Genomic DNA, 24,085 nt, shown 5'->3' on the forward strand with positions numbered 1-24,085 from the left:
CCCTAACACGCGGACAAAAGGGTTGTAACCAGCCCAAGGGCGAACATCGCCAGCGGCTCGGCACCGAAGAATTGCCGAGCGGCTAGCCTTGGCGTATGAACCGGCGCCGTTCGAACCGGAGCCTTCCGCTTTTTGTCCCGTTCTCCCCTGTCATCGCTGGCAAGCCGCTTATCCAATGTGCTTGGGTATGCGGTTCTGCGTTTGGTCAGCCTTCCTCTTGGTCTTTTGGGCCTGGAACGCGGCTCAGCTTTCATGGGCTGGTGCTGGCGCACGCTTGCGCCAAAAACGAAACGCCATCCACGCGCACTTTCGCAGCTGGAAGCGGCGATGCCGGAGCTTTCACCGGGTGAGCGCGACGAGGTTCTGAGCGCCATGTGGGACAATCTTGGGCGGACGTTTGCCGAAGGAATGCTGCTTGACCGACTGTTGAAAGAGCCGGACCGAGTTGTCGTCGAGGACGAAACCCTTGCCGCCAAGCTGCAACAGCCGACCGAAGCCGGCCTTGGCACGATTTTCGTCTCCCTGCATTCAGGCAACTGGGAAGCGCTTGGTGTTCCCTTGGCAGAGCGGGGCCTGCGCGTCGCGGCGCTCTATCAAGCTGTGCAAAATCCGATGCTCGAACGCTATCTGTTGGCGCAACGCGAGAAGCTTTATCGCGCCGGCATGATCTCCAAAGGATCGCACGCGATGAAACGTATCGTGCGGCTCTTACGATCGGGTGACGCGGTAGCGATGCTTGCCGATCACCGTCAGGCCAGGCGTGGCATCATGGTGCCGTTTTTTGGGCAAGATGCGCCGTCGACCCCCCTGCCCGCGACCTTGGCACTGCGCACCGGCGCCCGGCTCGTCCTCACGCGCTGCCGGCGCGTTGGACCGGTGCGTTTTGCCGTCGATTTGCACGAAATCGCGGTCACACAAACCGATGACCACGACAAGGACGTTAAACAGGTCACCAGCGCAATTCAGACACAGCTTGAAGCCTGGATCCGCGAGCGTCCGCAGGAATGGATGTGGGCGCATCGCAGATGGTCCAGAGAGGTTCGCGAGCCAAACCAAGAAGCGTCAGCTCACCGCTAGACCAAAGCGTGGCTGGCCATTGTGCGGCGCAGCATGTCATGGTTGGCCAACCGTTTCTCTGCACAGGCACGTTCTATGACCAAAACCCCGCACGCCTTTTTCCGCCCGCTGGCCATCGGTGCGCCGGAACCCTTTCGCGAGCCGCCGACCAAGGTGGAGCGTATGATCCATTTTGTTCCTCCGCACATCGAAAAAGTGGTGGCCAAACTTGGTGCGCTGATCCCGACGGTCGATGCCGTGCTCGGCAACCTGGAGGACGCCATCCCTGCCGATCAGAAAGAGGTTGCCCGAGCGGGTTTTGTGAAACTGGCCAAAGACAATGATTTTGGTGAAACCGGGCTTTGGAGCCGCATCAATTGCCTCAACTCCCCGTGGGTTCTTGATGATGTGACGACGCTTGTCAGCGAGATTGGCGACAAACTCGATGTCATCATGCTGCCCAAGGTCGAAGGTGCGTGGGACATCCACTATCTCGATCAGTTGCTCGCCCAATTGGAAGCCAAGGCTGGCATCACCCGACCCATCCAAATTCACGCCATTCTTGAGACGGCCGAAGGCGTGAAGAACGTTGAAAGCATCGCGACGGCCAGCCCGCGCATGCACGGCATGAGCCTTGGTCCGGCGGATCTTGCGGCCTCGCGCGGGATGAAGACAACGCGTGTCGGCGGCGGCCATCCGGACTATGTTGTTTTGGCCGACCAAGGCGACGAAGAGGGGTCTCGTAACGCCTATCAGCAGGACCTATGGCACTACACGCTGGGGAAGATGGTCGATGCCTGCATGTCGGCAGGCATCAAAGCCTTTTACGGCCCTTTTGGCGATTTTTCCGACCCTGATGCCTGCCGCGCCCAGTTCCGTAATGCCTTTCTTATGGGATGCGCCGGCGCTTGGACGTTGCACCCAAGCCAGATCGACATCGCCCGCGAGGTGTTCAGCCCGCCGGCAGACGAAGTGAAGTTCGCTTTGCGCATCTTGGATGCCATGCCGGACGGGACGGGCGCGGTGATGATCGATGGGAAAATGCAGGATGATGCGACGTGGAAACAGGCCAAGGTTTTGGCCGATCTGGCCAAACAAGTGGTGGCGCGCGACCCCTCGTTGGCCGAGCAGTATGGGCTTTGATGTCGCAACCTTGTGTTTACCAAAGCGCTTGAAACTAGGCTTTAAGGCGCCTAGCTATTGCTGCTGAAGGAGATACGCCATGCGTACAGCACGTTATGCCATCGGCGACGTCGTCAAACATCGCATCTACCCCTTCCGGGGCGTGGTGTTCGATGTCGATCCGATTTTTAGCAACACAGAGGAATGGTGGGAAGCCATTCCGCCCGATGTTCGCCCACACAAAGACCAACCGTTCTACCATCTGCTTGCCGAAAACGAGGAGACAGAATACGTCGCCTATGTCTCAGAGCAAAACCTTCTGCCAGACGACAGCGACAAGCCGCTGCGCAATGCACAGATCGCCGAGTTTTTCTATGAAGGGCCGGATGGTGATTTGATTTATGCTGGTCAGGCCCATTAGCAGCCTTTTCTAGCACCAGAAATAAAAAAGGCGGCCTGTTTTGGCCGCCTTTTTTAGTTTCAAGCATTGAAGTGCTATTCCTGCATGCGCTCGCGCAGTTCGCGGGCACGCTGTTCCAGCGCATTCTGCAAATCGTCAGATGGCGGCGCAGTTTCCGTGGCGCCAGCCGCAGCTCGTTGACGCACGACCTGCTCAGCGGCGATCAAGACGCTGGAATCATAACCTTCACCATCATAGGCAGCGGTGAAGCCAGACAGCGAGAAAGCAAACGGCACAGCACGGCCGGCCTCATTGAGCGCGGTCACAGTGAATTCGCCACCAGCCTTCATGGAGGTGATCAAGGCATCATTGGCCTCGAACTCCACAAAGCAGTTCTGCGGGTAGCAGATGCGGAACTCACCGGTGACCGGCGCGCCATCATCAACCTGGCCACGAACACCTTCGGGGATCTGCAATCGGGTCGGCAAGATCGTCACCATCTGGCGCTCGCCGCCTTCAGATTCGATGATCTGCAACGCCGCCACGGTGACGCCCTCAACCTGCAACTCGCGAGCACGGATGTTACAAACCGACTGGTTGGCGCGCTGATCGACACCGCACACCTTGATCCAGGTGATCTCCGGCAACAGATCGGCAAGCGCATTGGCTTCAGCCGGATCGACGCTCTCGATGATCTGCTGCAAACGCTGCTCAGGGGTCAGTTGCTGTTCAGTTCCTGCATCCTGCGCCAGAGCGCCGGTGGGCAGCGCCACGATCGCAAGCGCGGCGGCAAGCGAACGTGCGCCCTTGTTGGACATAAATGTTGGCAGCATTCCATCGTCTCCACTGTGCAGCCCTTCGGCTGACGTATCTTCTTCAATTCTTCTTCGCCCAACGCCGCACGCCGATGCGTACGATCCCGCTTGGGTGCCAAACGGCCAGAGCTTTCAAGCGCGGCATGGCGATGTTGGGCAAATGCGGCGGAGTGATGACCTGACCGGAAGGAATTCCAGCAAGGACCGGCGCCGCGCGGTATCCGAGCCTTCCTGTAGCCAAAGTCATCGGCCATGACCAGACGTCAATCGGCAGGTTGCGGCACTTTCTGGCCGGATCGGCACGGCTTTTTGCCGTGGAGGATCGCCCGCAACGCTGGACAGGCGTCCGGCAGGCCAGTCTACTTTGGTTCACTGCGAATCGCTGCATGTTCGAGGCTCCCATGGTTCCTTCTAAGACCGCTGCTTACCTGCCAAAGGCGTGCGCCAGGATGGCGGCTGCCTGCGTAATGGCGCTTGGATTCGGCGCCGGACAGGCCCTCGCCCAGGATGCTGACGGTCAAACCCATGCTGTCGCCATGCACGGTTCGCCGCTGCATGGGCCCGATTTCGAACATTTTGACTATGTGAACCCGGATGCCCCGTCGGGCGGGTCGATCCGCTTCGGACTGCGCGGATCCTTTGACAGCGTGAACCCGCTTATCGTGCGTGGCTCGCCGGTCTGGTGGGTGCGCGGCTGGGTCTGGGAAAGTCTGGCGACACGGGGCCGCGATGAAGCTTTCACGCTTTATGGCCTGCTTGCCGAGACCATCATTGTGCCTGAAGACCGGACCTATGTGACGTTTGGTGTAAACCCGGCTGCGCGGTTCTCCGATGGTGAGGCGGTGACGGCAGATGATGTCATTTTTTCCATGGAGCTTTTGCGCGAGCACGGGCGGCCAAGTCAGAGACGCGCCTATAGCGAGATAACCGAGGTGGAGCGGCTCGATGATCTGACGGTGACCTTTCACCTGGGCGACGGGTCCAACCGCGAACTGCCGGTCTTGCTTGGTCTGCTTCCAGTGCTGCCCGAGCATGCGATGACCGCGGAGACCTTCACCGAGACCAGTCTGGAACCGCCTATTGGGAGTGGCCCCTATGCGTTAACGCGCGTCGATCCAGGCCGCCTTGCCGTTTTTGAGCGGCGCGAGGATTATTGGGGCGCCGATTTGCCGGTCAATGTCGGCCAGTACAATGTCGATGAATGGGCGATTGAATATTTCCGCGATGAGACAGCGCTGTTTGAGGCTTTTGCCACCGGACGGCTGCAGCTCTACGCCGAAGGCGACCCGGTTGCCTGGCTGAACGATTATGACTTTCCGGCCGCAGCGTCAGGCGAAGTGGTTCAAAGCGCGCTGGTCGATGAGCGCCCGAAAGCGCCAAGCGGCTATGTGTTCAACACCCGGCGCGCACCGTTCGATGATATTCGGGTGCGTCAAGCGCTCAATCTGATGTTCGATTTCCAGTGGATCAACCAGACAATCTTTGCCGATCAATATGAGCGCACCGAAGGCTATTTCCACGGCTCGGAACTCTCTGCGATTGGCCGCCCTGCCTCTGAGGCTGAGCTCGCTATCCTCGGCGACCATGTGGATGCGGTTTTGCCAAGCGTTCTTGATGGCTCTTGGCGAACGAACATTTCCGACGGATCGGGTCGCGACCGCACGAACATGCGGGCAGGCTTAGCTTTGCTGCAAGAGGCGGGCTGGCGTCTTGATGGGCGCCGGCTGGTCAATGAAGCTGGCGAGCAGATGAGTTTTGAGCTTCTCACGTCGTCGCCCAGTGCGGAACGCGTGGCGCTGGCCTATGCGCAGACCCTGCAGCTGGCTGGCATCGAGATGAGCGTGCGGGTGATCGACAGCGCGCAGTTCGAAGAGCGCCGCCGCGTCTTCGATTTCGATATGATCCCCTATGTCTGGTATCAGAGCCTGTCGCCGGGCAATGAGCAGTACAACCGCTTTGGCCCATCGACGGCAGATCAAGACGGTTCGTTCAACATGGCAGGCATCACCGAACCGGGTGTGACTGCGGCCATCGATGCGATCGTGTCGGCGGTGGACCGCGAGGATCTTGTGCACGCCGCGCGTGCGCTCGATCGGCTGCTGATCTCGGGTAGTTACATTGTCCCGCATTACCACGCGCCTGCGCAGTGGATCGCCCATACCAGCAGCGTGAACTTTCCTGAAGACAATTCGGTCTGGGGCTATCAGTTCTTCACACCCAACACGATTTGGATCGAGGACTGAGTAGTGAGCGAGGCAGAGGCTCCTCATAGCGCTGCCAAGGCGCGTGCCTGCCCCAATTGGGGGGCCCTCACGTTGACGCGTGTTTTGGAAAAATGGGCGGATTCGCGCCCCGATACGGTTTTCCTCCATGCGGCTGGCCGCCCGGCCATGACATTTGCCGAGGTCAACGCAGAGGTGATCCGCCTTGCTGCCGTGCTGCGTGAACAGGGATTGGGCCCAGGCGATGGGCTGCTCCTGCGAGCAGGTCGACGACCGGAAGGCTTGGTGATGCTTCTGGCAGCAATCCATGTCGGCTTACAAGTCTGCCTGGCACCGGAAGGCATGAGCGCGCGTCAGGTGACGGAGGGGGCCGTTTCCTACGCGCCGAAAATCGCCGTTGATGCAGGAACGCTACCCAAGAACAAGCCGGAATCGCTGCGCATATTGGAGATGGCGGCCAACCTCTTCACCATTCGACTGGTTTGCTGTTTCGGGGATGCGCCAGACGGGCTGCTCGACCTGGCAGCTGTTGAGCCGCATACGGTTGACGACACGGAGGTACCGCCGGTTGATCCGACGCACGATGCGTTTCTCCATATTCTGCGTCATGGCGCAGACGGCAAACTGCAGCGCTTGTCCCGCTCGCAAAGCCAGCTGCTTACCCAGGCCCTCGCCTGCGCGATGTTGAGCGATCTCACGCCGAGCAGCGTTGTCGGGACGGCCTATGACCCCATTGGCGCCCACGGCCTGCTGACCGCAGCGCTTCCGGCGCTATTGGTTGGATGCCGTCTGCAATTGTTTGATGCGGTCGACCCGAGCCTCGATGCCCGTCTGCAGCTCTGGCAGGAGGAAAGCGACCGCCATCATCTGGTCCTTCCGGCGGCTTTTGCACAAAGCCTTGGCCTTAACAACAGTGGGCACACGTCAAGACGCGTCTGGGTGACCAGCGGCCCTGCCCAGCAAGGCCTGACCAAGGGCGGTCATCTGCTTGTCGATTGCGACGGGACGGCCTTGTTGCCCGCCCAAATTGATGATGCCGGCCAAACGATCATCCGTCCTGGCGCGATCACGATATCCGCGAAAAACAGCGGCCCGATGGCGTTCGGAACATTGCGCCTGGAGGGCGGACCGCAGGAGAACAGCACCGCAGGAAGCTTGATGAGCGGCGAGATTTGCCTCGACAGCCCGCTGGCGGCGGCGCGCAACGGCAAGACGCACGACCTACAGCCGACCGGGCAAATGGCGCGCCTTGCCGAAGATAAGGAGCGGCGACCAACCTATGTGTTGACCGACAAGGACGCGATGGCCGTGCAAGTCGGAGCCCACCGCGTGATGTTACCGGCGGTGAACCGCGCTCTTGGGCTGACAGGGCGTTGGCAGGATGCCGCGGTATTTTCGGTGCCTGACCGGATGCTGCACAACCGGATTGAAGTTGCCGTCGAACCGCGCGTTGGCGACGACGATGCGCAAAAACTGCCGACGCTCGCCATGGTGCGCAATCTGCTCAGCGAGAGCGGCATTGGCGATGCCGGCCTTCCGGTCAAAATGCATCTGGTGACACATATTCCACGCCTCGGACGCGGTGTCGTCGATATTGAAGCACTGGCCGACCATGCTTGGGAGGCGCCAGACGTCTCTGGCGATGATGCGGCGGGTTTCGAGGCGGTCGCCTGACGCCCTTCTTTACTAGTTAGGCAGCGATCTCTTCGGCTTCGGCGATCTTGGCGAGCTTGGCCATCAGTACAGCCGCCCCCTTCACGCGATCATCAACCTTGGCCCAGTTGCGTGTCAGTACGATCTTATGGTCAGGTTTCACTCTAGCCTGACCGCCCTGTTCGGAAATGAATTTCATCAGACCGGCGGGGTTGGGGAAGGTGTTCTGGCGGAAAGCAACAACCGCGCCTTTCGGGCCGGTGTCGAGCTTTTCAACGTGCGCGCGACGGCAAAGCACCTTGATGTAAACCAGCTTCAACAGACCTTCGACGGACGACGGCAGTGGTCCGAAACGGTCGATCATTTCCGCGCCCAATCCATCGATCTCATCAACGTTCTCAAGCGCTGACAATCGGCGGTAGAGCTGCAAGCGCAACTGCAGGTCGGGCACATAGTCTTCAGGGATCATCACTGGTGTGCCGAGCGTGATCTGAGGCGACCACTGGCCGTCATCTTCCAGCGTGCTATCGCCGTCCTTGAGGCTGGCGACCGCTTCTTCCAACATCTGCTGGTAGAGCTCGTAGCCGACCTCGCGGATATGGCCGGATTGTTCCTCGCCCAGCAGGTTGCCGGCCCCACGAATGTCCAAATCGTGGCTCGCCAACTGGAATCCCGCACCCAGCGTTTCCAAGCTTTGCAACACCTTGAGCCGCCGCTCGGCGACAGCGGTGATTTTCTGGCTGGCGGGCACGGTGAACAGCGCATAGGCGCGGGTTTTCGACCGTCCGACGCGGCCGCGTAGCTGGTAGAGCTGGCCAAGGCCGAACATGTCGGCTCGGTGAACAATCAATGTATTGGCCGACGGAATATCAAGGCCTGACTCGACGATGGTGGTCGACAACAACACGTCAAACTTGCCGTCATAAAACCCTTCCATCACCTCTTCGAGCATGGAGGCGGACATCTGGCCGTGCCCGATACCGACTTTCACCTCCGGCACGGATTCTTCGAGGAAGCGGCGCACTTCTTCCAAATCCTTGATGCGCGGCACCACATAGAAACTCTGTCCACCGCGGAAATGCTCGCGCAGCAAAGTTTCGCGGATGATCAGCGGATCATAGGGCGAAACAAAGGTTCGCACCGCCAACCGATCAACAGGTGGCGTGGCTATCAGCGAGAGTTCCCGCACTCCGGTGAGCGCCAGTTGCAAGGTACGTGGGATCGGCGTCGCCGAAAGGGTCAGCACGTGAACATCGGCGCGCATTTCTTTCAAGCGCTCTTTGTGTGCAACGCCGAAGTGCTGCTCTTCGTCGATGACCAGCAGCCCAAGGTCCTTGAATGACACCGATTTTCCGAGCAGCGCATGAGTGCCAACGACGATATCGACCGTCCCGTCTTTCAGGCCAGCCTTGGTCTCGGCCAATTCCTTCGTTCCGACAAAGCGAGACGCCTGGCGAACATTGACCGGGAAGCCTCGGAAACGATCCTTGAACGTTGCAAAATGTTGGCGCGCAAGAAGCGTCGTCGGCACAACAATTGCCACCTGACGGCCGGAGAGCGCGACCATGAAAGCTGCACGCAGAGCAACTTCGGTTTTGCCAAAACCAACGTCGCCGCAGACAAGGCGATCCATCGGTTGGCCGGAGGACAAATCTTCCATGACGGCATTGATCGAGTTCAGCTGATCCTCGGTCTCATCATAAGGGAACCGGGCAGCAAACTCGTCATAGAGTCCTTCAGGCGGGTCGATCAGCGGCGCTGTGCGCATGGCGCGCTGGGCGGCGATCTGGATCAGCTTGTCCGCCATGTCGCGGATGCGCTGTTTCAGCTTGGCCTTTCGGGCTTGCCAGGCGCCGCCACCGAGCTTGTCGAGATTAGCCTCTGACCCGTCAGCGCCATAACGCGTCAGTAGCTCAATATTGGTGACCGGCAGAAACAGCTTGTCACCGCCTGCATAATGCAGTTCCAGGCACTCCACCGGCGCGCCGGCGACATCGAGCGTTTTCATGGCGGCGAACTTGCCGATCCCATGGTCGACATGAACAACCAGATCACCCGGTTGCAGCGTACCCGCTTCCGTCAACGCGTCTTTGTTGGTGCGCCGCGTTGTGCCGCGCACCATGCGCTCACCAAGAATGTCGGTCTCGGTGATGACCGCCAGGCTGTCGGTCTCAAACCCTTCCTCGATCGGCAAAACCGCCAGCCCGATAAGCGCTTTTGGCCCGTCAGCAAGCTCAGACAGCGACGCGATGGGCCGCGCGTTGGATAGGTCGTGATCAGCGAGAACCTGGGCCATCCGGTCGCGCGATCCCTCCGACCAACAGGCAATGGCCACCCGCTTGCCAGCCTTGACCATGGCTGCCGCGTGTTCGCGCACCGCATCGAACACATTGCGATCGGCGCTTGCTCTCTCGGCGGCGAAGCTGCGGCCCTGTTTGGCTTGGCCTTCAATCTTGCGGCGGCCCGCCACGTCGTCTTCGGCAAATGGCGAGACATCGAGGCGTGCCCTTCCGGCGAGGGCGGCGTTGAATCCAGCCTCGTCTAGATAGAGGGCATCGGGCGGTGCGGGTTTGTATCCAGCCTTTTCACCCTGGCGCTCCAGGACCTCCAAGCGCGCCTGGTAATAGTCTTCTATCGTTTCCAAGCGTTCGCTTAGTGCTGGGCCTGAGAGATGATCGAGAATGACAGGTGCGCCGGGGACATGTTCGGTCAGCGGCACCAAATCCGCCTCAAACAGGCCCAGCCAGTGCTCCATGCCCTGAACCCTGCGACCGGACGAGATGGTCGTGTAAAGCACATCATCGCGGGAGGGTGCGCCGAATTGCATGGCGTAGGCGCGGCGGAAGCCCTTGATCGTCTCTTCGGTGAGACGAACCTCGCTCATCGGCAAAAGTTCAAGCGCGCGCCGTGTTTCTTCAGAGCGCTGGGTTTCGACGCTGAAGGTGCGGATCGATTCCAGCGTGTCGCCGAAAAAATCGAGCCGAATGGGTGACAGCGCGCCGGGCGGGAACAGATCAACGATGCCGCCACGCACGGCGTATTCACCGGCTTCGCGCACGGTTGCTGTGCGATCATAGCCGTTGCTTTCTAGATAGCGCAGCACCGTTTCCATCGGTCGTGACTGGCCGGGCGCCAGCGCCAAGGCCTGACTTGCAAGCACGTCAGCGGTCGGCAGTTTTTGGACGGCGGCGTTGATCGTAGTCAGGACAATCAGTGGTTTGGCGGCACGGCTTTCGCAATAAGCGCCGAGCTTGGCCAGCACCGAAAGGCGCTTGGCGACAACATGCGCAGACGGCGACACCCGGTCATAGGGCAGACAGTCCCATGGCGGCAGGTTGAGGACGTCGATGTCAGGCGCGAAGAACGCCAACGCCTCTTCGATCGTGCGGGCGCGCGGGCCATCGCGTGCGATAAACAAAATCGCACCACCCGTTGATTCGGCAGCTTTGGCGAGCACCAGCGGTACCAACCCGTCTGGGACAGAGGACAAGGCGGTTGTGCCTGCCTCATCCAGATGCAGGTCAGGAAGGGAATAAAGGGAGCTGCTCATGGGTCTGGCTAGCCGATGAAGACGGCGCCGCCCTCCCTGTGGAAGGCGATGATGCGCTCGATCAACGGCCCCTGATAATTGTCTGGCAGCGCCTCGCGCCCAGTGATCCAGTTGTAAAGGTCAGGCTCAGGCACTTCGAGCAGTTTTTCGAAGGCGTCGAGTTCCGCATCGTTCATCGTGCCGAGGTGTTTGTCGGCAAAGGAACCCAGAAGGATGTCCAACTCCTTGGTGCCGCGGTGCCAGGCACGAAACATCATGCGTTTGCGGCGCGCGTCCAAACCATCGGAAGTGCGACCCATGCCGGTGACGGCGCGGCCAATCGTGTCGTTCATCGTGCCAGCCTTTGTGTGCGGGAGCGCTGCGTTCTAACGGGGATAAGTCGTGCTGTCACGCGGTCAGATCGGTTGGAAGACGCGACAATTGCGCGTATGCCAGCGGGCATGCGTGATGAACGTCTGGAACCCCTGTTTCGGCCCGTTTCGGTGCTCAGTGGCGTTGGCCCCAAGGTTGAGGCAGCGCTCTCCAAGCTTGTGCTGCCCGGCGGAGCGAATCCGCCGGCCACGCTGATCGACCTGTTGTTACATCTGCCGATTGCCGTGGTCGATCGCTCGCAGCGCGTGGCGCTTGACGACGTGCAACCGGGAACCATCGCCACGATGGATGTGCGCGTTGCCGATGTGCGCGGTCTGGATGGCGCCCGTCATGGCCGACCGGTACGGATCACGGCAGAGGATGAAACCGGCGACATCGAAATCGTCTATTTCAACGCTCGCGCCGATTGGCTCGCCCCGACCTACAGCGTCGGCAACGCGATCACGATTTCCGGCAAGGTGGAGCTTTGGAACGGCCATCGCCAGATGGTGCATCCAGACTATGCAGTGCCTCGCGACAAAGCCCACACGATCCCGGTGTTTGAGCGCATCTATCCGATGACAGCTGGTGTCAGCCCGAAGCTGCTTCGCAAAGCCATTGCTGCCGCCCTGCCCTCGGTGCCGACCCTACCCGAATGGATCGACACGGCCTATCCAGCGCTCAATGCCCTGCCCGTTTTCGCCGACGCCCTTCAGGCCATTCATGTCGGAGATGATCAGACGGGTCTGGGAGGAGCTGCACGGCGGCGCTTGGCCTATGACGAAATCCTATCCGGCCAATTGGCGCTGGCGCTGATCCGGCATTTTTCAATCACCGGCAGGGGCGTTGCCCGTGCCGTGAAGGGCGAGCGAGCAGAGCAGGTTATCGCTGCCCTGCCTTTCGCGCTAACAGGCGCCCAAGTTCGCGCACAGCAGGAGATTCGCGAGGATCTGTTTTCACCCAACCGCATGGTTCGGCTGTTGCAAGGCGACGTTGGTGCGGGAAAAACGCTGGTTGCCCTGCTCGCGATGGCCGATGCGGCCGAATCTGGCGCCCAATCGGCTGTTATGGCGCCGACCGAAGTGCTGGCGCGGCAGCATTTCGAAACGCTGACGGGGTTTGGGAAAGCCGCAGGCCTTGAGATCGCGATTCTCACCGGTCGCGAAAAAGGCCAGGCCCGCACCAAAATTCTTGAAGGGCTGGCAAGTGGCGCCATCGATGTGGTGGTCGGCACCCATGCACTCATTCAGGACCCGGTGGTTTTCCACGATCTGGGCCTAGCCGTCATCGATGAGCAACACCGCTTTGGCGTCGCGCAACGGCTGAAACTTGCCGACAAGGGCAAAGCCGTTGACCTGCTGGCCATGACCGCAACACCAATCCCGCGCACGCATATCATGGCCTGGTACGGCGATCTGGACGTTTCTAAGCTCGATGAAAAGCCGGCTGGTCGCAAACCGATCGACACACGCGCGGTGCCGATGGACCGGCTCGACGACGTTGTTGCGCGGCTGAAAGCGGCCATTGAAGGTGGCGCCAAGGGCTACTGGATTTGCCCGCTGGTGGAAGAAAGCGACGAGGTCGATCTGACAGCGGCCATCGACCGCCACAAGGCTTTGCAAGAAACCATGGGGCCAGTTTTGGCCGGCCAGATCGGTCTGGTGCACGGACGCATGAAGGCGGACGAAAAAGACGCGGCCATGGCAGCGTTCAAGGCTGGAGAAACCCGGTTGCTGGTCGCAACGACCGTGGTGGAGGTGGGCGTCGATGTGCGCGATGCAACGATCATGGTGATCGAGCAGGCGGAACGGTTCGGGCTTTCGCAGCTTCACCAGTTGCGCGGGCGCATTGGTCGCGGCGATGATGCGTCGACCTGCCTGATGATTTACAAAGGCCCACTTGGCGCAACGGCAAAGGCCCGTTTGGAAGCGCTCCGCGAGACCAATGATGGGTTCGTACTTGCTGAGCGTGACTTGGAACTGCGCGGCGCCGGTGAAGTGCTGGGAACGCGTCAAAGTGGCTTCGAAGACTTTGAGGTTGCCGATCCGGCGCTCGACAAAGACTTGATCGCACTTGCCCATGACGACGCGCGTCTCGTGGTATCCAAAGACCCGCATTTGCGATCAGATCGCGGCCAAGCGTTGCGCCTGCTCTTGCAGCTTTTTCGCCGCGACAGCGCTATCCGGCTCATGGCATCCGGCTGACTACGCCGAGCCTATGCCACCGTTTTTTGCTTGCGCTTTTTCGGCTTGCTGACAGGCTCGTCGGCAGCGGCTGGCGCATCCGCTTTGTTTGCAGCTGCGTTGGCCTTTGCCTCGTCGGCAAGACGTGCCAGCTCCTGTTGATGATCAGGGACGACCAGTCCAGCGGAGATGACAAGTTTCGCGCCGTCTTCCACCGACATGTCGAGCTTGATCACATCGGCCTTGGGCACGAACAACAGAAACCCTGACGTCGGGTTCGGCGTCGTCGGCAGAAACACGCTGACCAGTTCATCGACGCCGGCCTCGGTGACGATACGATGGGCCACCTCGCCACGTGTCTCAGTGGATTGAAAAACCACCGCCCAAACACCTGGCCGCGGGTACTGGATCAGGCCAACATTTTGAAAATTGTCGGACCTATCGTTGAGAACGGTCTCAAAAATCTGCTTCAGCCCGCGATAGAGCGTGCGCACCAAGGGCGTTCGGTCGAGCAATTGCTCGCCAAAGTTCACCACCGAACGACCGACCAAATTGGCGGCCAAAAAGCCTGTCATCGTGACGATCAGAACGCCGGCCAACAGGCCAAAACCCGGTACAGCAAAGGGCAAATAGGTGTCGGGATTATATTGCGGGGGAATGATCGGCTTGACGATCCGATCGACCCAGCTAACAAACGTCCAAATCAGGTAGCCGGTGATCGAAATCGGCGCCACGACGATGACCCCAGTGAAGAAATAATTCCGCAATCGGGCCATGGGGTGGGCGTTACGTTGGCGTTCGTTATGATCGTCGTCGGCTTGCATTTATCTTCAGGCAATAGCGTTGAAATCTGGCGCGAAAAGTCCGCTCATCCCCCACATGAGGTCGCGACCTAACAAATTGCAAGGGTCTGTGCGTCGCCGAGCGCCATCAAATGGATGATTTGATCGCCTTTACGCTGGGCTAAGCGCACCTACCTTAGAGTGAACCTATAAAGTCGGGTTTGGCGATGATTCCATTGTGGCTCAGAGGCACGCCTCAAGGCCGGTTGGGCGCAGGCGCGTATTCTGCTTGAACCTGAAAACCCCAAGGACCAGTGCCTGAATGTCGAGCGAGCCGCCCCTTTCCATGCGTGACCTTGTTGTCATGCGGGCCTTCAGCCTGCTTGGCCTGGTGCTTTTGGCGATCGGAATCATCGGCATTTGGATACCAATTCTGCCGACAACGATCTTTTTGATCGCAGCGGCTGCGTGTTTTGCTCGCTCTTCGCCGCGTCTACACGCCTACCTGATGGAGCATCCACGGTTCGGCACGACGCTGCAACATTGGTTTGATGAGGGAGCCATTTCAAAGCGCGGCAAGGCGGCAGCGCTCTGGGGAATGGGGCTCGGCATGGCACTGGTCATCCTAATGGTTGACGATCTACGCTGGGTTGGGTTTGCCGCCGTCGTGATCGTCGCCAGCGGCTGGTACGTGATGTCGCGCCCGCTGCCGGCGAAAGACCTGGCCGAGGATCTGCGCGACGCCGCCCGAATGCGGGCAGAGGACGAGGACCCTCCGCTGGATTAGCCCCTACTCCACCGTGACGGACTTGGCCAAATTGCGTGGCTGATCGACATCCGTGCCGCGCATCACGGCCGTGTGATAGGCCATCAGCTGCAATGGCACGGCATAAACCAGCGGCGTGATGGTGGCGGGCATATCGGGCATCACGATCTTCGAAACAGCGTCCAGAGAAACAGCATCGGCGCCCTTCTGATCGGTGATCAGGATGATCTTGCCGCCGCGCGCAGCCACCTCTTCCATGTTGGAAACGGTTTTTTCGAACACGCGGTCATAAGGGGCGATCACGATGACCGGCATGTCCTTATCGACCAAGGCGATGGGGCCGTGTTTCAGTTCTCCTGCGGCGTAGCCTTCGGCGTGTATGTAGCTGATTTCCTTCAGCTTTAGAGCGCCTTCCATAGCCAGCGGATAGTTGGTGCCGCGGCCAAGAAACAGAGCATGGGAGGCATGCAACAGAACCTCGCGGCAAACATCCTCAATCTGCTGCCCGAGCGCCATGACGTCATTCATGAGGCGCGGTGCTTCGATTAGCGCGGTTACCAGACGCTCTTCATCATCCTCCGACAACACGCCTTTAGCGCGGCCAAGACCGATGGAAAGGCAGGCCAATACAGCCAATTGACACGTGAAAGCCTTGGTGGACGCAACCGAGACTTCAGGGCCTGCCAGCGTCGGCAACAGAACATCAGATTCGCGGGCAATGCTTGACTCAGGCACATTGACGATGGAGGCGATGGTTTGTGCGCCCTGCTTGCAATAGCGCAGGCTCGCCAGCGTGTCGGCGGTCTCACCCGATTGGGAGATGAAGACGCTCATGCCACCGGGCGATAGCGGGATTTCGCGATAGCGAAACTCCGAGGCCACATCGATATCGACGGGAATACGAGCAAACCGTTCGCACCAATATTTGGCGGTCATTCCGGCCAGGAACGCCGTGCCACAGGCAGTCATGGTCAGGCGGTTGATCGAGGCCAGATCGACGGGGCTTTCCGGTAGAGCCATCCGATTTTTAGTGAGATCGATGTAGCGGGCGAGCGTGTGGCCCACGACTTCAGGCTGCTCGGCAATTTCCTTGGCCATGAAATGACGGTGATGGCCTTTGTCGATGACATAGGCGCGCGCTTCCGACATCTGCTTGGGGCGATCGACGGCTGCGCCATTCTCATCTTCAACCGTGAGTCCGTTGCGGCTGATAAAGGCGACATCGCCTTCTTCCAGATAGGTGATTTCATTGGTGAAGGGCGACAGCGCGATGGCGTCCGAGCCGATATACATCGCGCCCTTGGCTTCTCCATGGCCCACCGCAAGTGGCGAACCCTTGCGTGCGGCAACCATCAGATCGGGATGATCCTCGAACAAGAACGCCAGGCCGAACGCGCCCTCCAGGGTCGGCAGAACGGCACGCACTGCATCCTGCGGTGAATGGCCCTCGTCCATTTTGGCCGCAACTGCATGCGCAACGACTTCGGTGTCGGTTTCGGTTTCAAAATGTGCGCCCTTTGCCGTCAGCGCGTCGCGCAGCTCGCGGAAGTTTTCAATGATACCATTGTGAACGACGGCGACTCTTCCTGCGCCGTTGCCTGCCTGGTGCGGGTGGGCGTTGCGCTCGGTCGGTGCGCCATGGGTGGCCCAGCGTGTGTGGCCGATACCGGCATGTCCAGACAGCGATTGTACGGCGAGCTTGCCAGCAAGGTTTTTCAGTTTGCCTTCGGCACGCACGCGCGTGAGCTTGCCCTCTTCAAGGGTTGCCACGCCGGCGGAATCATAGCCGCGATATTCCAGGCGGCGCAGTGAATCGACAATGTCGTCCGCGACCGGCTCGGTGCCCAAAATGCCCACAATGCCACACATCAGCATCACCCCCTGGTTGAAACGTTAGGATGGAAAAGGTCTGGTCGCCAGAACAGGCGCAGAGTTTGGTTAGCGCCACGTCACGCGCGGCGCCAATCACGAGGTCTTTCAAAGTCCATCGTTAAGGCACGCCTATTTTCTGGGCGCACGACCCTTCAGATTGACTTGGCGGCCCCGCGCAATCGCCAGATCGCCGCTCGGCACGGTCTTGGTGATCACACTGCCCGACCCCACATAGCCGCCCTCTTCCACGGTGACCGGGGCAACCAGTGAGGAGTTGGAGCCGATAAAGGTGTCCTTGCCAATGGTTGTTTGGTGCTTGTTTTTGCCATCGTAATTGCAGGTGATGGTGCCAGCGCCAATGTTGGCTTTTTCGCCGACTGTCGCATCGCCGATGTAGGAGAGGTGGTTGACCTTGGCGCCGGCGGCGATGTCAGCCTTTTTGACCTCGCAGAAATTGCCAACCTTGGCCGCCTCGCCGATCTGCGCGCCTGGTCGTAACCGCGCAAACGGCCCAATCGACGCGCCACTTGCAATGTGCGCGCCTTCCAGGTGGCTGAAAGCGTGGATGGTGGCGCCAGTTTCAATGGTAACGCCGGATCCAAACACGATGTTGGGTTCCAGCGTGACATCGGCGGCGATCTGCGTGTCATGGGCCAACATCACCGTCTCCGGCGCCTGCATCGTGACGCCGGACAGCATGAGTTGGTGTCGTCTGCGCTGCTGGAACTCTGATTCGATAGCGGCAAGCTCGGCGCGATTGTTAACGCCGGCAAGATCGGTCTCATCGGCGAGCGTGTAGGTGACGGTTTTTCCGGCCTTGCGCGCAATCGCGATAGCGTCGGTCAGATAGAACTCGCCCTTGGCATTGTTGTCGCGAATGTCGGCCAGAACGGGGGCCAGTGTTCCAGACGAAAAGGCCATTAGTCCGGAATTGCAGAGCATATTCTGGCGTTGTTCCGGACTGGCCTCTTTTTCCTCCACAATGGCGATCAAATCATCGCCCGACGTGATCAAACGCCCGTATCCTGTGGGGTTTTCGGCCTCGAACCCCACGACCACCACGTCCGCGCCGGCTTCAAGCTTCTCCAGCGCGCCGGTAATGAGTTCGGGCCTGATGAGCGGCGCATCGCCAAGCAAGACCATCACGGGGCCTTCAGGCATATGACCTGCATCGCGCACCATCATAACCGCGTGGCCTGTGCCCAGACGCTCTTTTTGCTCTGCAACATCAAAGGCATAACCACGTCCACGCAGGTCAGCCTCCACCTGATCACGGCCATGACCAAGCACCAACCTTGGATGGGTGAGACCGGCAGCAGACGCCGCTTCCATCACATGGGCGACCAGCGGAAGGTGCCCCACCTTATGCAGCACCTTCGGCAAGGAAGACTGCATGCGCGTGCCCTCCCCGGCGGCGAGGATGATGGCCTGGGCATTCGTAGTGGTGGAAGATGACATTGCTGTTCTCACGGGTGGGCTTTCGGAATGGCCCTGCTCTTTGATCATTATGCTTAACAGTTGTTAACGAATTGCGGCGAGGATCATGCTCTACTTGATGCTTGAGTCGTTGGCCCACCGGCGCGACTCAGGCATCTACCATGGTTGAGACCAACCGCAACGGCGTGACAGAAAGGTCCTGCAAGCGTGGCCAAGCGTGGCTTTTCCCTCAAGGAACCGATGAACCCCAAAGACCAGCGCGTTGCGCTATACGGCTGGGGCGCCGGCGCACTTGTGGCCATCGGTGCTTATGTTGGTGCCATGCAATTCTATCCCGCTGAGCCTTCCGCCCCGCTTTTGGCGACCATTCAAGCCAGTGATCTTGGCGTAGATCCGATCATGACGGGCTCGATCGGCAACGCCGCCAGCCAACCGATGCCCGACTTGCCGATGCCTCTGCAGGCTCGCCTTGATTCGATTACGATGGAACTGGCCGCGCTTCGCGACGCCCTTGCCGCCGCGCAGGCCTCAACGGTGAGCACCAATCGTCGCCTCACCGACATGGAGCAAAATCTCACCTTCATGACGGCAAGCATCAGCCAGCCTGCAGGAGATGCCAGTGATCAAGCTCTCCCGGCGGCCATTGGGACAATGAATGCCGAAGCACCAGAACCGCGCGTCATCTTGCCGTCACCGACACCCGTTGATGGCGGCGCGATCGCCGTTAGCATGCGTCCGCTCACGGTTAGCACCGAGGCAGACGCTACAATGCCGATGGAGGAGAGCAACCCACCCGCTGAAGAAGCGGCTGCTGGCGACTTGATGGCCCCGACCAGCGAGCAACCGATTCTTGCAGTCTCCCAAACGCCTTTTGCCATCGACATCGGCGGCGCAACGACGCTGGAAGGCATCGATGCCTTATGGATGAATCACGCTGAACGCTACGCCGAAACGCTCGCCGAACTAACGCCGCGCATCCTGCTGCAACAAACCAGCAACGGCGCGCTCGATCTTCGGCTGGTCGCAGGCCCAATCAATGACGCGGCCGATGCGGCCATGCTTTGTGCGCAGCTTGTCGCGGCGGGGCTTGAACGCTGCCTGCCAGCGATTTTTGACGGCCAGCAATTGGCTCTGCGCTAAGCTTCTCAGCCGGCTCACTGGTCTTTGCATTTGCGTAACACGTGAATGTTACTGATGACCTGCGTGCGCTGTGCACAAGGTTGAGAATAGGGCCTTGAGCATCGCCGATGAGCCTGTTAGGCAGCGCGTGGTGAGAGCCGGTAGCTCAGCTGGTAGAGCATTCGACTTTTAATCGAACGGTCCAGGGTTCGAATCCCTGCCGGCTCACCATCTCCCCTTTGCTCTGGGCGATCCGCCCAATGGCTGTTCGGGCGTGCCCCTCACCATTTCACTTCGTGAAACTCGTCTTCGATGAAATAGACATCGTCGCCGGTGCGCAGTGCCGTGGTCTGTGGCGTGGTGTTGCGCGCCGTCGGCGTCGCGGCAAAGTGCGATTTTTCGTCTTGCGCAACGCTGGCGCGGCGCGAGATGCGGTAGATCGTATAAACAAGCACGCCGATATGGGTGGCAAGCGTCACCATGAACAGTCCCGATGGGCCAAACTGGCCCATGGCAGCACCCGCCATCAACGGCCCCACGATTGAACCCAGGCCAAACAGCAGCAACAATCCACCAGAGGTGCGCACATAGCTGTCGGGTGTCGCATGGTCATTGGCGTGGGCAACCGCAAGCGGGAACAGCGTGAAGATCGCCATACCGAACATCAGTGCAAAGCCGATGAGAAACTCCGGCGACGGGTCGACAAAGGTGATGAAAAGTATGTCCGCCAAAATGGCAAGCAAGGCCATGCCGATCATCACAAAGCGCCGGTCCACCCGGTCGGATAGTGCGCCGATCGGCACTTGAATGACGGCACTTGCAAGCACCGGCATCGCCACGAAGAGCGCCACCAAGGTGAGCGGCAGGCCGACTTGGCCGGCATAGACGGCAGCAAGCGTACCAAAAGCACTGTTGGAGGCGCCAAGAAGCACCACCGAGACCACGGCCACCGGAGAGTTCACCCAAAGCTCTTTCAAGTTGAGTTTGGTGGCGACCAGCGGCTTGGGCGCGCGCGAGGATGAGACGGCGGTCGGGATCAGCGCGAGTGAGTAGACCATGGCAGCGACCACGAAGAACAGGTAGCCACGCGTATCGCCAAGGGTCAGCACCATCTGGCCAGCCGTTGTCGCGGTAAGGTTCACCATCTGGTAGACGCCAAAAACCTTACCGCGTGACCCAGAATCGACCTGCTCGTTCAGCCAGCTTTCGACGATCATCGCCGCGCCGGCAAAGCAGAACCCCGACAGCGCGCGAAGCGGCACCCAGGCATAGGGTGTCAGCAACAGCAAGGACGTCAAAACGGCCAGTGATGCCAGTGCCGCCATCACCGAGTAGGAGCGGATGTGACCAACGCGGGCCACAAGCTTGGAAACGACCAGGCAGCCGGTAACGAATCCAAAGGCCCAACCGGTCCCAAGCAGACCGAGGGACAGTGTTGAAAATCCCTCTTGCCCGCCACGAACAGGCAAGAGGAGAGCGTTCATGCCCCCGGCAAAAAACAGGAATCCGGACCCCAGAAGAAGGGCTGCTAGGGGGAGAAGATGGCGCGCCATGGGACAATCAATGCTGTGCGGTTGCAATGCAGGCGCGGTGGGCGCCAATGGTGGCGGAGACAAGGCAGAAAGGCACCCGTCGCGGGCGGCTGCTATGCATCTCTGGAATGGCCGTCTAACAATTTCACGCCTTTTACCCTACATGCCAAGCGACGCACAGCCTTGACCAAAGGTGCCCGGCCCCATGTCCGACCTATCCGTTTCTGAATTTTCGCCGTTTCCAACCTATGACACCAGCTACGCCCGGTTGCCGAGCGCGTTTTATGCGCCGGTGCAGCCCTATGGTGCCTCAGCGCCTCAACTGCTGAAGCTCAATGCAGCGCTTGCAGAGGTTTTGGGGTTCAGTGTCGATGCACTGGACGATGACACGGCAGCAAACATGTTTGCCGGGAACAAAATTGCCGAGGGATCCCAGCCGCTCGCTATGGCGTATGCCGGCCACCAATTTGGCGGCTTCAACCCAGGCCTTGGCGACGGGCGCGCGCTGCTTCTTGGCGAGGTGATCGGAACGGACGGCCAGCGTTATGATGTGCAGCTTAAAGGTTCCGGCCAAACACCCTTCTCGCGCCAAGGCGATGGACGAGCAGCGCTTGGACCGGTGCTGCGCGAGTACGTCATGAGCGAAGCCATGGCCGCGCTTGGTATCCCGACTACGCGCGCACTGGCGGCCATTACCACCGGAGATCCTGTGCTGCGTGAGCGCGTCCTTCCCGGCGCAATGGTGACACGCGTGGCATCCAGCCATTTGCGGGTTGGAACCTTTGAGTATGCCGCCTTTCGTGGCGACACCGAGCTTTTAAGTGCCTTGGTCGATTACGCCCTAGACCGGCATGGACACGAGGATGACGTTGACGGTCCCCCTGCCCTTCAGCTTTTGCACGCGGTGATCGATCGCCAAGCCAAGCTGATCGCCCGCTGGATGGGCGTCGGGTTCATCCATGGGGTCATGAACACCGACAATTGTACGATTTCCGGCGAGACCATCGATTATGGCCCATGCGCCTTCATGGATGGCTACAACCCGGCGCAGGTTTATAGCTCGATTGATCATCAGGGGCGTTACGCGTTCGCCAACCAGCCGCCAATCGCCCATTGGAACATGGCGGTCCTTGCCCAAGCGCTTTTGCCGTTGATCGATGCGGAGGAAGAGCAGGCAGTGAAAGCCGCTCAAGAGGCTGTCGATCAATTCCCTGTGCGGTTTCAAGACGCCTACCAGGGCGTGATGCGCCGAAAGCTTGGCCTGAAAGAAACTGAAGATGAGGATGGAGCGCTGATCCGCGATCTGTTGCAGCTCATGGCTGATGCGGAAGCCGATTTCACCGGTACGTTCCGGGCCCTTAGCGAGGCTGAAGCAGACGCTGCTGGCTTTCTCACCCACCTTGGCAGCGCAGGCGACCCATGGCTTGCCCGTTGGCGCGAGCGATTGGGACGTGAGGCAGGCAGTACCGAGGCGCGTCGATCGATTATGCGCGCGGCCAATCCAGCCATCATCCCACGCAATCACCGCGTCGAGGCGATGATCGAAGCCGGTCTATCTGGCGACTTTGCGCCTTTCCACGCGATGGTCGAAGCCTCGGCACAGCCTTATGAGGACGCGCCGCTTGACGGAGAAGGTGCGGCACTGACACGTCCGCCCAAGCCAGAAGAGGTCGTGCACGCAACGTTCTGTGGGACATAGCGGGCGCGATAAGGGCCTTGAAACCTTTCAGATGATTGATCACACCTCATGATTGAAGCGCCCGCACCAGGACCGATGGCCGGAGACAAGCATGAGCGATGAAACACCCACCGGCTTTGTGATCGGCGACCGCAGCCAAGGCTACGAAGTGACCGGGACCAGCGCCATTTCCGGGATGGATGCTGCCTATACCGGCAAGGACACGCGCGACCGCGATGCGACCGTGACACTCACTCGGCTTTCAGACGACCAGGATCAATCGGCGCTGTTCGACCTGGCGCGCACCTTTGAGCAACTTAATCACCAGGCCTTGGTCGGTCCACGAACGGTGGTGCGTTTTGGCGCCGGGTCGGCGGTGGTTGTCGGTAAGGAACAGGGTGCTCCCCTTGATGGCGAAACGTTGGCCGTCTGGCTGGAACGGCGAGCTCCCTTGTCAGTTGGTCAGACCGCTGCGCTGTTTTTGCCCGTGATCGACGCGTTGGGTGATTTGCACGCGCGTGGCTTGGCCCATGGCCGCGTATCCGCCCATCAAGCGCTGATCGACAGGACCGGTAGCGCCCGATTGCTCGGCCCCTGGCTTGCCTATGGCGGCGAGGCATTGGAGCAATTCAAACGGACGCAGGCACCGGAACTGATATCTGGTGGTTCGCCCGGACCGGTGAGCGATATCTATTCGGTGTGCGCACTGTTGCGTTGGGCCTTGACCGGCACGCCACCGCCCTCGGCCGATGATCGCCTGGCGTCCAAAGCCCAGCGCGATGATGATCCGCTGACCCCGATAGGCGACACCCTGCCTGATCTCGACGGGGAACTGGAACGTGCGTTGGAAACCGGTCTTCGTCTGCATCCGGCGACGCGTCCACAGTCGATGGCAGCTCTAAAGTCAGTTTTGGAACCACATCTTGATGCGACGGAGGAAGACGCTTCACCTCCGCCATTGCCGTCGAGCCCTTGGTCCCAGAAGACTGTGCCCCCTATGACCGGAACGAGCGCATCACCGCCGCCGCTACCAGCTTCTCAGGCAAAGACAGAGTCACGGCCAAAGCCCGGTGGCGTTCCGCCGATACCGAAATCCAGCCGAACCAGCACCATCGGTGAAGCGCCTCCGCCAATCCCAGGCCAAACAGGCGGAAAACCGAAACGTCGGATTGGCATGGGAACGATACTAAGCTTCATCATTGCACTTGCCATTGCCTGGTTTGTTGCCACGGGCGGGATGTTTGGTGGCGAGGAAAGCCAAAACGTTGATGTCGATGCGCCGCGTGATACCAACCGTCCAACGACGCAGGTTCAGGTCGATACCGAACCGCGCAAAGGGCCGCAGGCCGAGGATCAAACCGCCGACCGTGACGAGGTGACCGACACGAGCGCGATGGGCGTTCGCGAGCAACTCTGCAACAGCCGCTTTACCTACGAAACGGCGCGCGATGCGGGCACCAACGCCTTGCGCGCCTACCTTCAACAATGCGATGGAATCGATAGTGATTTTGTCGACGCCGCGCGCGATACGCTCGGCCTGAATTGAG

18 protein-coding genes and 1 tRNA gene are annotated in these 24,085 nt (G+C 60.0%); 11 read left to right on the forward strand and 8 right to left on the reverse strand.

The window, feature by feature from the left end; translation table 11 throughout:
• Positions 1-132: 132 nt before the first annotated feature.
• From JJ917_05940 to hspQ, 3 genes are all read left to right on the forward strand, one after another.
• A complete protein-coding gene (locus JJ917_05940; GenBank protein ID MBO6698353.1) occupies positions 133-1,077 on the forward strand; it encodes a lipid A biosynthesis acyltransferase in 945 nt (314 codons plus the stop codon).
• A 75-nt stretch (positions 1,078-1,152) separates the two neighbouring features.
• The gene (locus JJ917_05945; protein ID MBO6698354.1) at positions 1,153-2,199 is read left to right on the forward strand and encodes a CoA ester lyase; all 1,047 of its coding nucleotides are present in this window, start codon (positions 1,153-1,155) and stop codon (positions 2,197-2,199) included.
• A gap of 79 nt (positions 2,200-2,278) precedes the next feature.
• Entirely contained in the window at positions 2,279-2,599 is a 321-nt protein-coding gene (hspQ, locus tag JJ917_05950) for a heat shock protein HspQ (GenBank protein ID MBO6698355.1), read from the forward strand.
• A gap of 74 nt (positions 2,600-2,673) precedes the next feature.
• On the opposite strand, the gene JJ917_05955 is transcribed toward hspQ, so the two are convergent.
• The gene (locus JJ917_05955) at positions 2,674-3,411 is read right to left on the reverse strand and encodes an invasion associated locus B family protein (protein MBO6698356.1); all 738 of its coding nucleotides are present in this window, start codon (positions 3,409-3,411) and stop codon (positions 2,674-2,676) included.
• Positions 3,412-3,454: 43 nt separating this feature from the next.
• A complete protein-coding gene (locus tag JJ917_05960; protein MBO6698357.1) occupies positions 3,455-3,781 on the reverse strand; it encodes a hypothetical protein in 327 nt (108 codons plus the stop codon).
• Positions 3,782-3,842: 61 nt separating this feature from the next.
• Between JJ917_05960 and JJ917_05965 the strand changes: the two genes are divergently transcribed.
• Positions 3,843-5,636, forward strand: a complete 1,794-nt coding sequence (locus tag JJ917_05965) for an ABC transporter substrate-binding protein (protein MBO6698358.1) — start codon at positions 3,843-3,845, stop codon at positions 5,634-5,636.
• A gap of 3 nt (positions 5,637-5,639) precedes the next feature.
• Entirely contained in the window at positions 5,640-7,289 is a 1,650-nt protein-coding gene (locus tag JJ917_05970) for an AMP-binding protein (GenBank protein MBO6698359.1), read from the forward strand.
• 16 nt (positions 7,290-7,305) lie between these two features.
• On the opposite strand, the gene mfd is transcribed toward JJ917_05970, so the two are convergent.
• Together mfd and JJ917_05980 are read right to left on the reverse strand one after the other, a co-directional pair.
• Positions 7,306-10,818 carry a transcription-repair coupling factor gene (gene mfd / locus JJ917_05975; protein MBO6698360.1) on the reverse strand — a complete coding sequence of 1,171 codons (3,513 nt, stop codon included), beginning with the start codon at positions 10,816-10,818 and terminating at the stop codon, positions 7,306-7,308.
• Positions 10,819-10,826: 8 nt separating this feature from the next.
• The gene (locus tag JJ917_05980; GenBank protein MBO6698361.1) at positions 10,827-11,150 is read right to left on the reverse strand and encodes a succinate dehydrogenase assembly factor 2; all 324 of its coding nucleotides are present in this window, start codon (positions 11,148-11,150) and stop codon (positions 10,827-10,829) included.
• A gap of 108 nt (positions 11,151-11,258) precedes the next feature.
• Here JJ917_05980 and recG point away from each other — a divergent pair, with 108 nt between their 5' ends.
• Positions 11,259-13,373 (forward strand): ATP-dependent DNA helicase RecG, encoded by a 2,115-nt coding sequence (gene recG / locus JJ917_05985; GenBank protein ID MBO6698362.1) that lies wholly within the window; start codon positions 11,259-11,261, stop codon positions 13,371-13,373.
• An 11-nt stretch (positions 13,374-13,384) separates the two neighbouring features.
• On the opposite strand, the gene JJ917_05990 is transcribed toward recG, so the two are convergent.
• Complete coding sequence (locus JJ917_05990) at positions 13,385-14,128, reverse strand: DUF502 domain-containing protein (protein ID MBO6698363.1); 744 nt, start codon at positions 14,126-14,128, stop codon at positions 13,385-13,387.
• 328 nt (positions 14,129-14,456) lie between these two features.
• Here JJ917_05990 and JJ917_05995 point away from each other — a divergent pair, with 328 nt between their 5' ends.
• On the forward strand, positions 14,457-14,921 hold the full coding sequence (locus JJ917_05995) for a YbaN family protein (protein ID MBO6698364.1): 465 nt from the start codon (positions 14,457-14,459) through the stop codon (positions 14,919-14,921).
• A gap of 3 nt (positions 14,922-14,924) precedes the next feature.
• Here the strand turns inward: JJ917_05995 and glmS are convergent, their stop codons facing one another.
• On the reverse strand, positions 14,925-16,769 hold the full coding sequence (gene glmS, locus JJ917_06000) for a glutamine--fructose-6-phosphate transaminase (isomerizing) (protein MBO6698365.1): 1,845 nt from the start codon (positions 16,767-16,769) through the stop codon (positions 14,925-14,927).
• Between the two features lie 132 nt (positions 16,770-16,901).
• Positions 16,902-18,230 (reverse strand): bifunctional UDP-N-acetylglucosamine diphosphorylase/glucosamine-1-phosphate N-acetyltransferase GlmU, encoded by a 1,329-nt coding sequence (gene glmU, locus JJ917_06005; protein MBO6698366.1) that lies wholly within the window; start codon positions 18,228-18,230, stop codon positions 16,902-16,904.
• A 219-nt stretch (positions 18,231-18,449) separates the two neighbouring features.
• Here glmU and JJ917_06010 point away from each other — a divergent pair, with 219 nt between their 5' ends.
• Both JJ917_06010 and JJ917_06015 read left to right on the forward strand, forming a co-directional pair.
• On the forward strand, positions 18,450-19,349 hold the full coding sequence (locus tag JJ917_06010; GenBank protein MBO6698367.1) for an SPOR domain-containing protein: 900 nt from the start codon (positions 18,450-18,452) through the stop codon (positions 19,347-19,349).
• 134 nt (positions 19,350-19,483) lie between these two features.
• Positions 19,484-19,559, forward strand: a tRNA-Lys gene (locus JJ917_06015).
• Between the two features lie 50 nt (positions 19,560-19,609).
• Here JJ917_06015 and JJ917_06020 read toward each other — a convergent pair.
• Positions 19,610-20,881, reverse strand: coding sequence for an MFS transporter (locus JJ917_06020; GenBank protein MBO6698368.1), 1,272 nt, complete (start codon positions 20,879-20,881; stop codon positions 19,610-19,612).
• A gap of 184 nt (positions 20,882-21,065) precedes the next feature.
• Here JJ917_06020 and JJ917_06025 point away from each other — a divergent pair, with 184 nt between their 5' ends.
• Complete coding sequence (locus JJ917_06025) at positions 21,066-22,559, forward strand: YdiU family protein (GenBank protein ID MBO6698369.1); 1,494 nt, start codon at positions 21,066-21,068, stop codon at positions 22,557-22,559.
• A 91-nt stretch (positions 22,560-22,650) separates the two neighbouring features.
• A complete protein-coding gene (locus JJ917_06030; GenBank protein MBO6698370.1) occupies positions 22,651-24,084 on the forward strand; it encodes a hypothetical protein in 1,434 nt (477 codons plus the stop codon).
• Position 24,085 lies beyond the last annotated feature (1 nt).

Source organism: Hyphomicrobiales bacterium, from assembly GCA_017642935.1.
Classification (GTDB): domain Bacteria; phylum Pseudomonadota; class Alphaproteobacteria; order Rhizobiales; family MH13; genus MH13.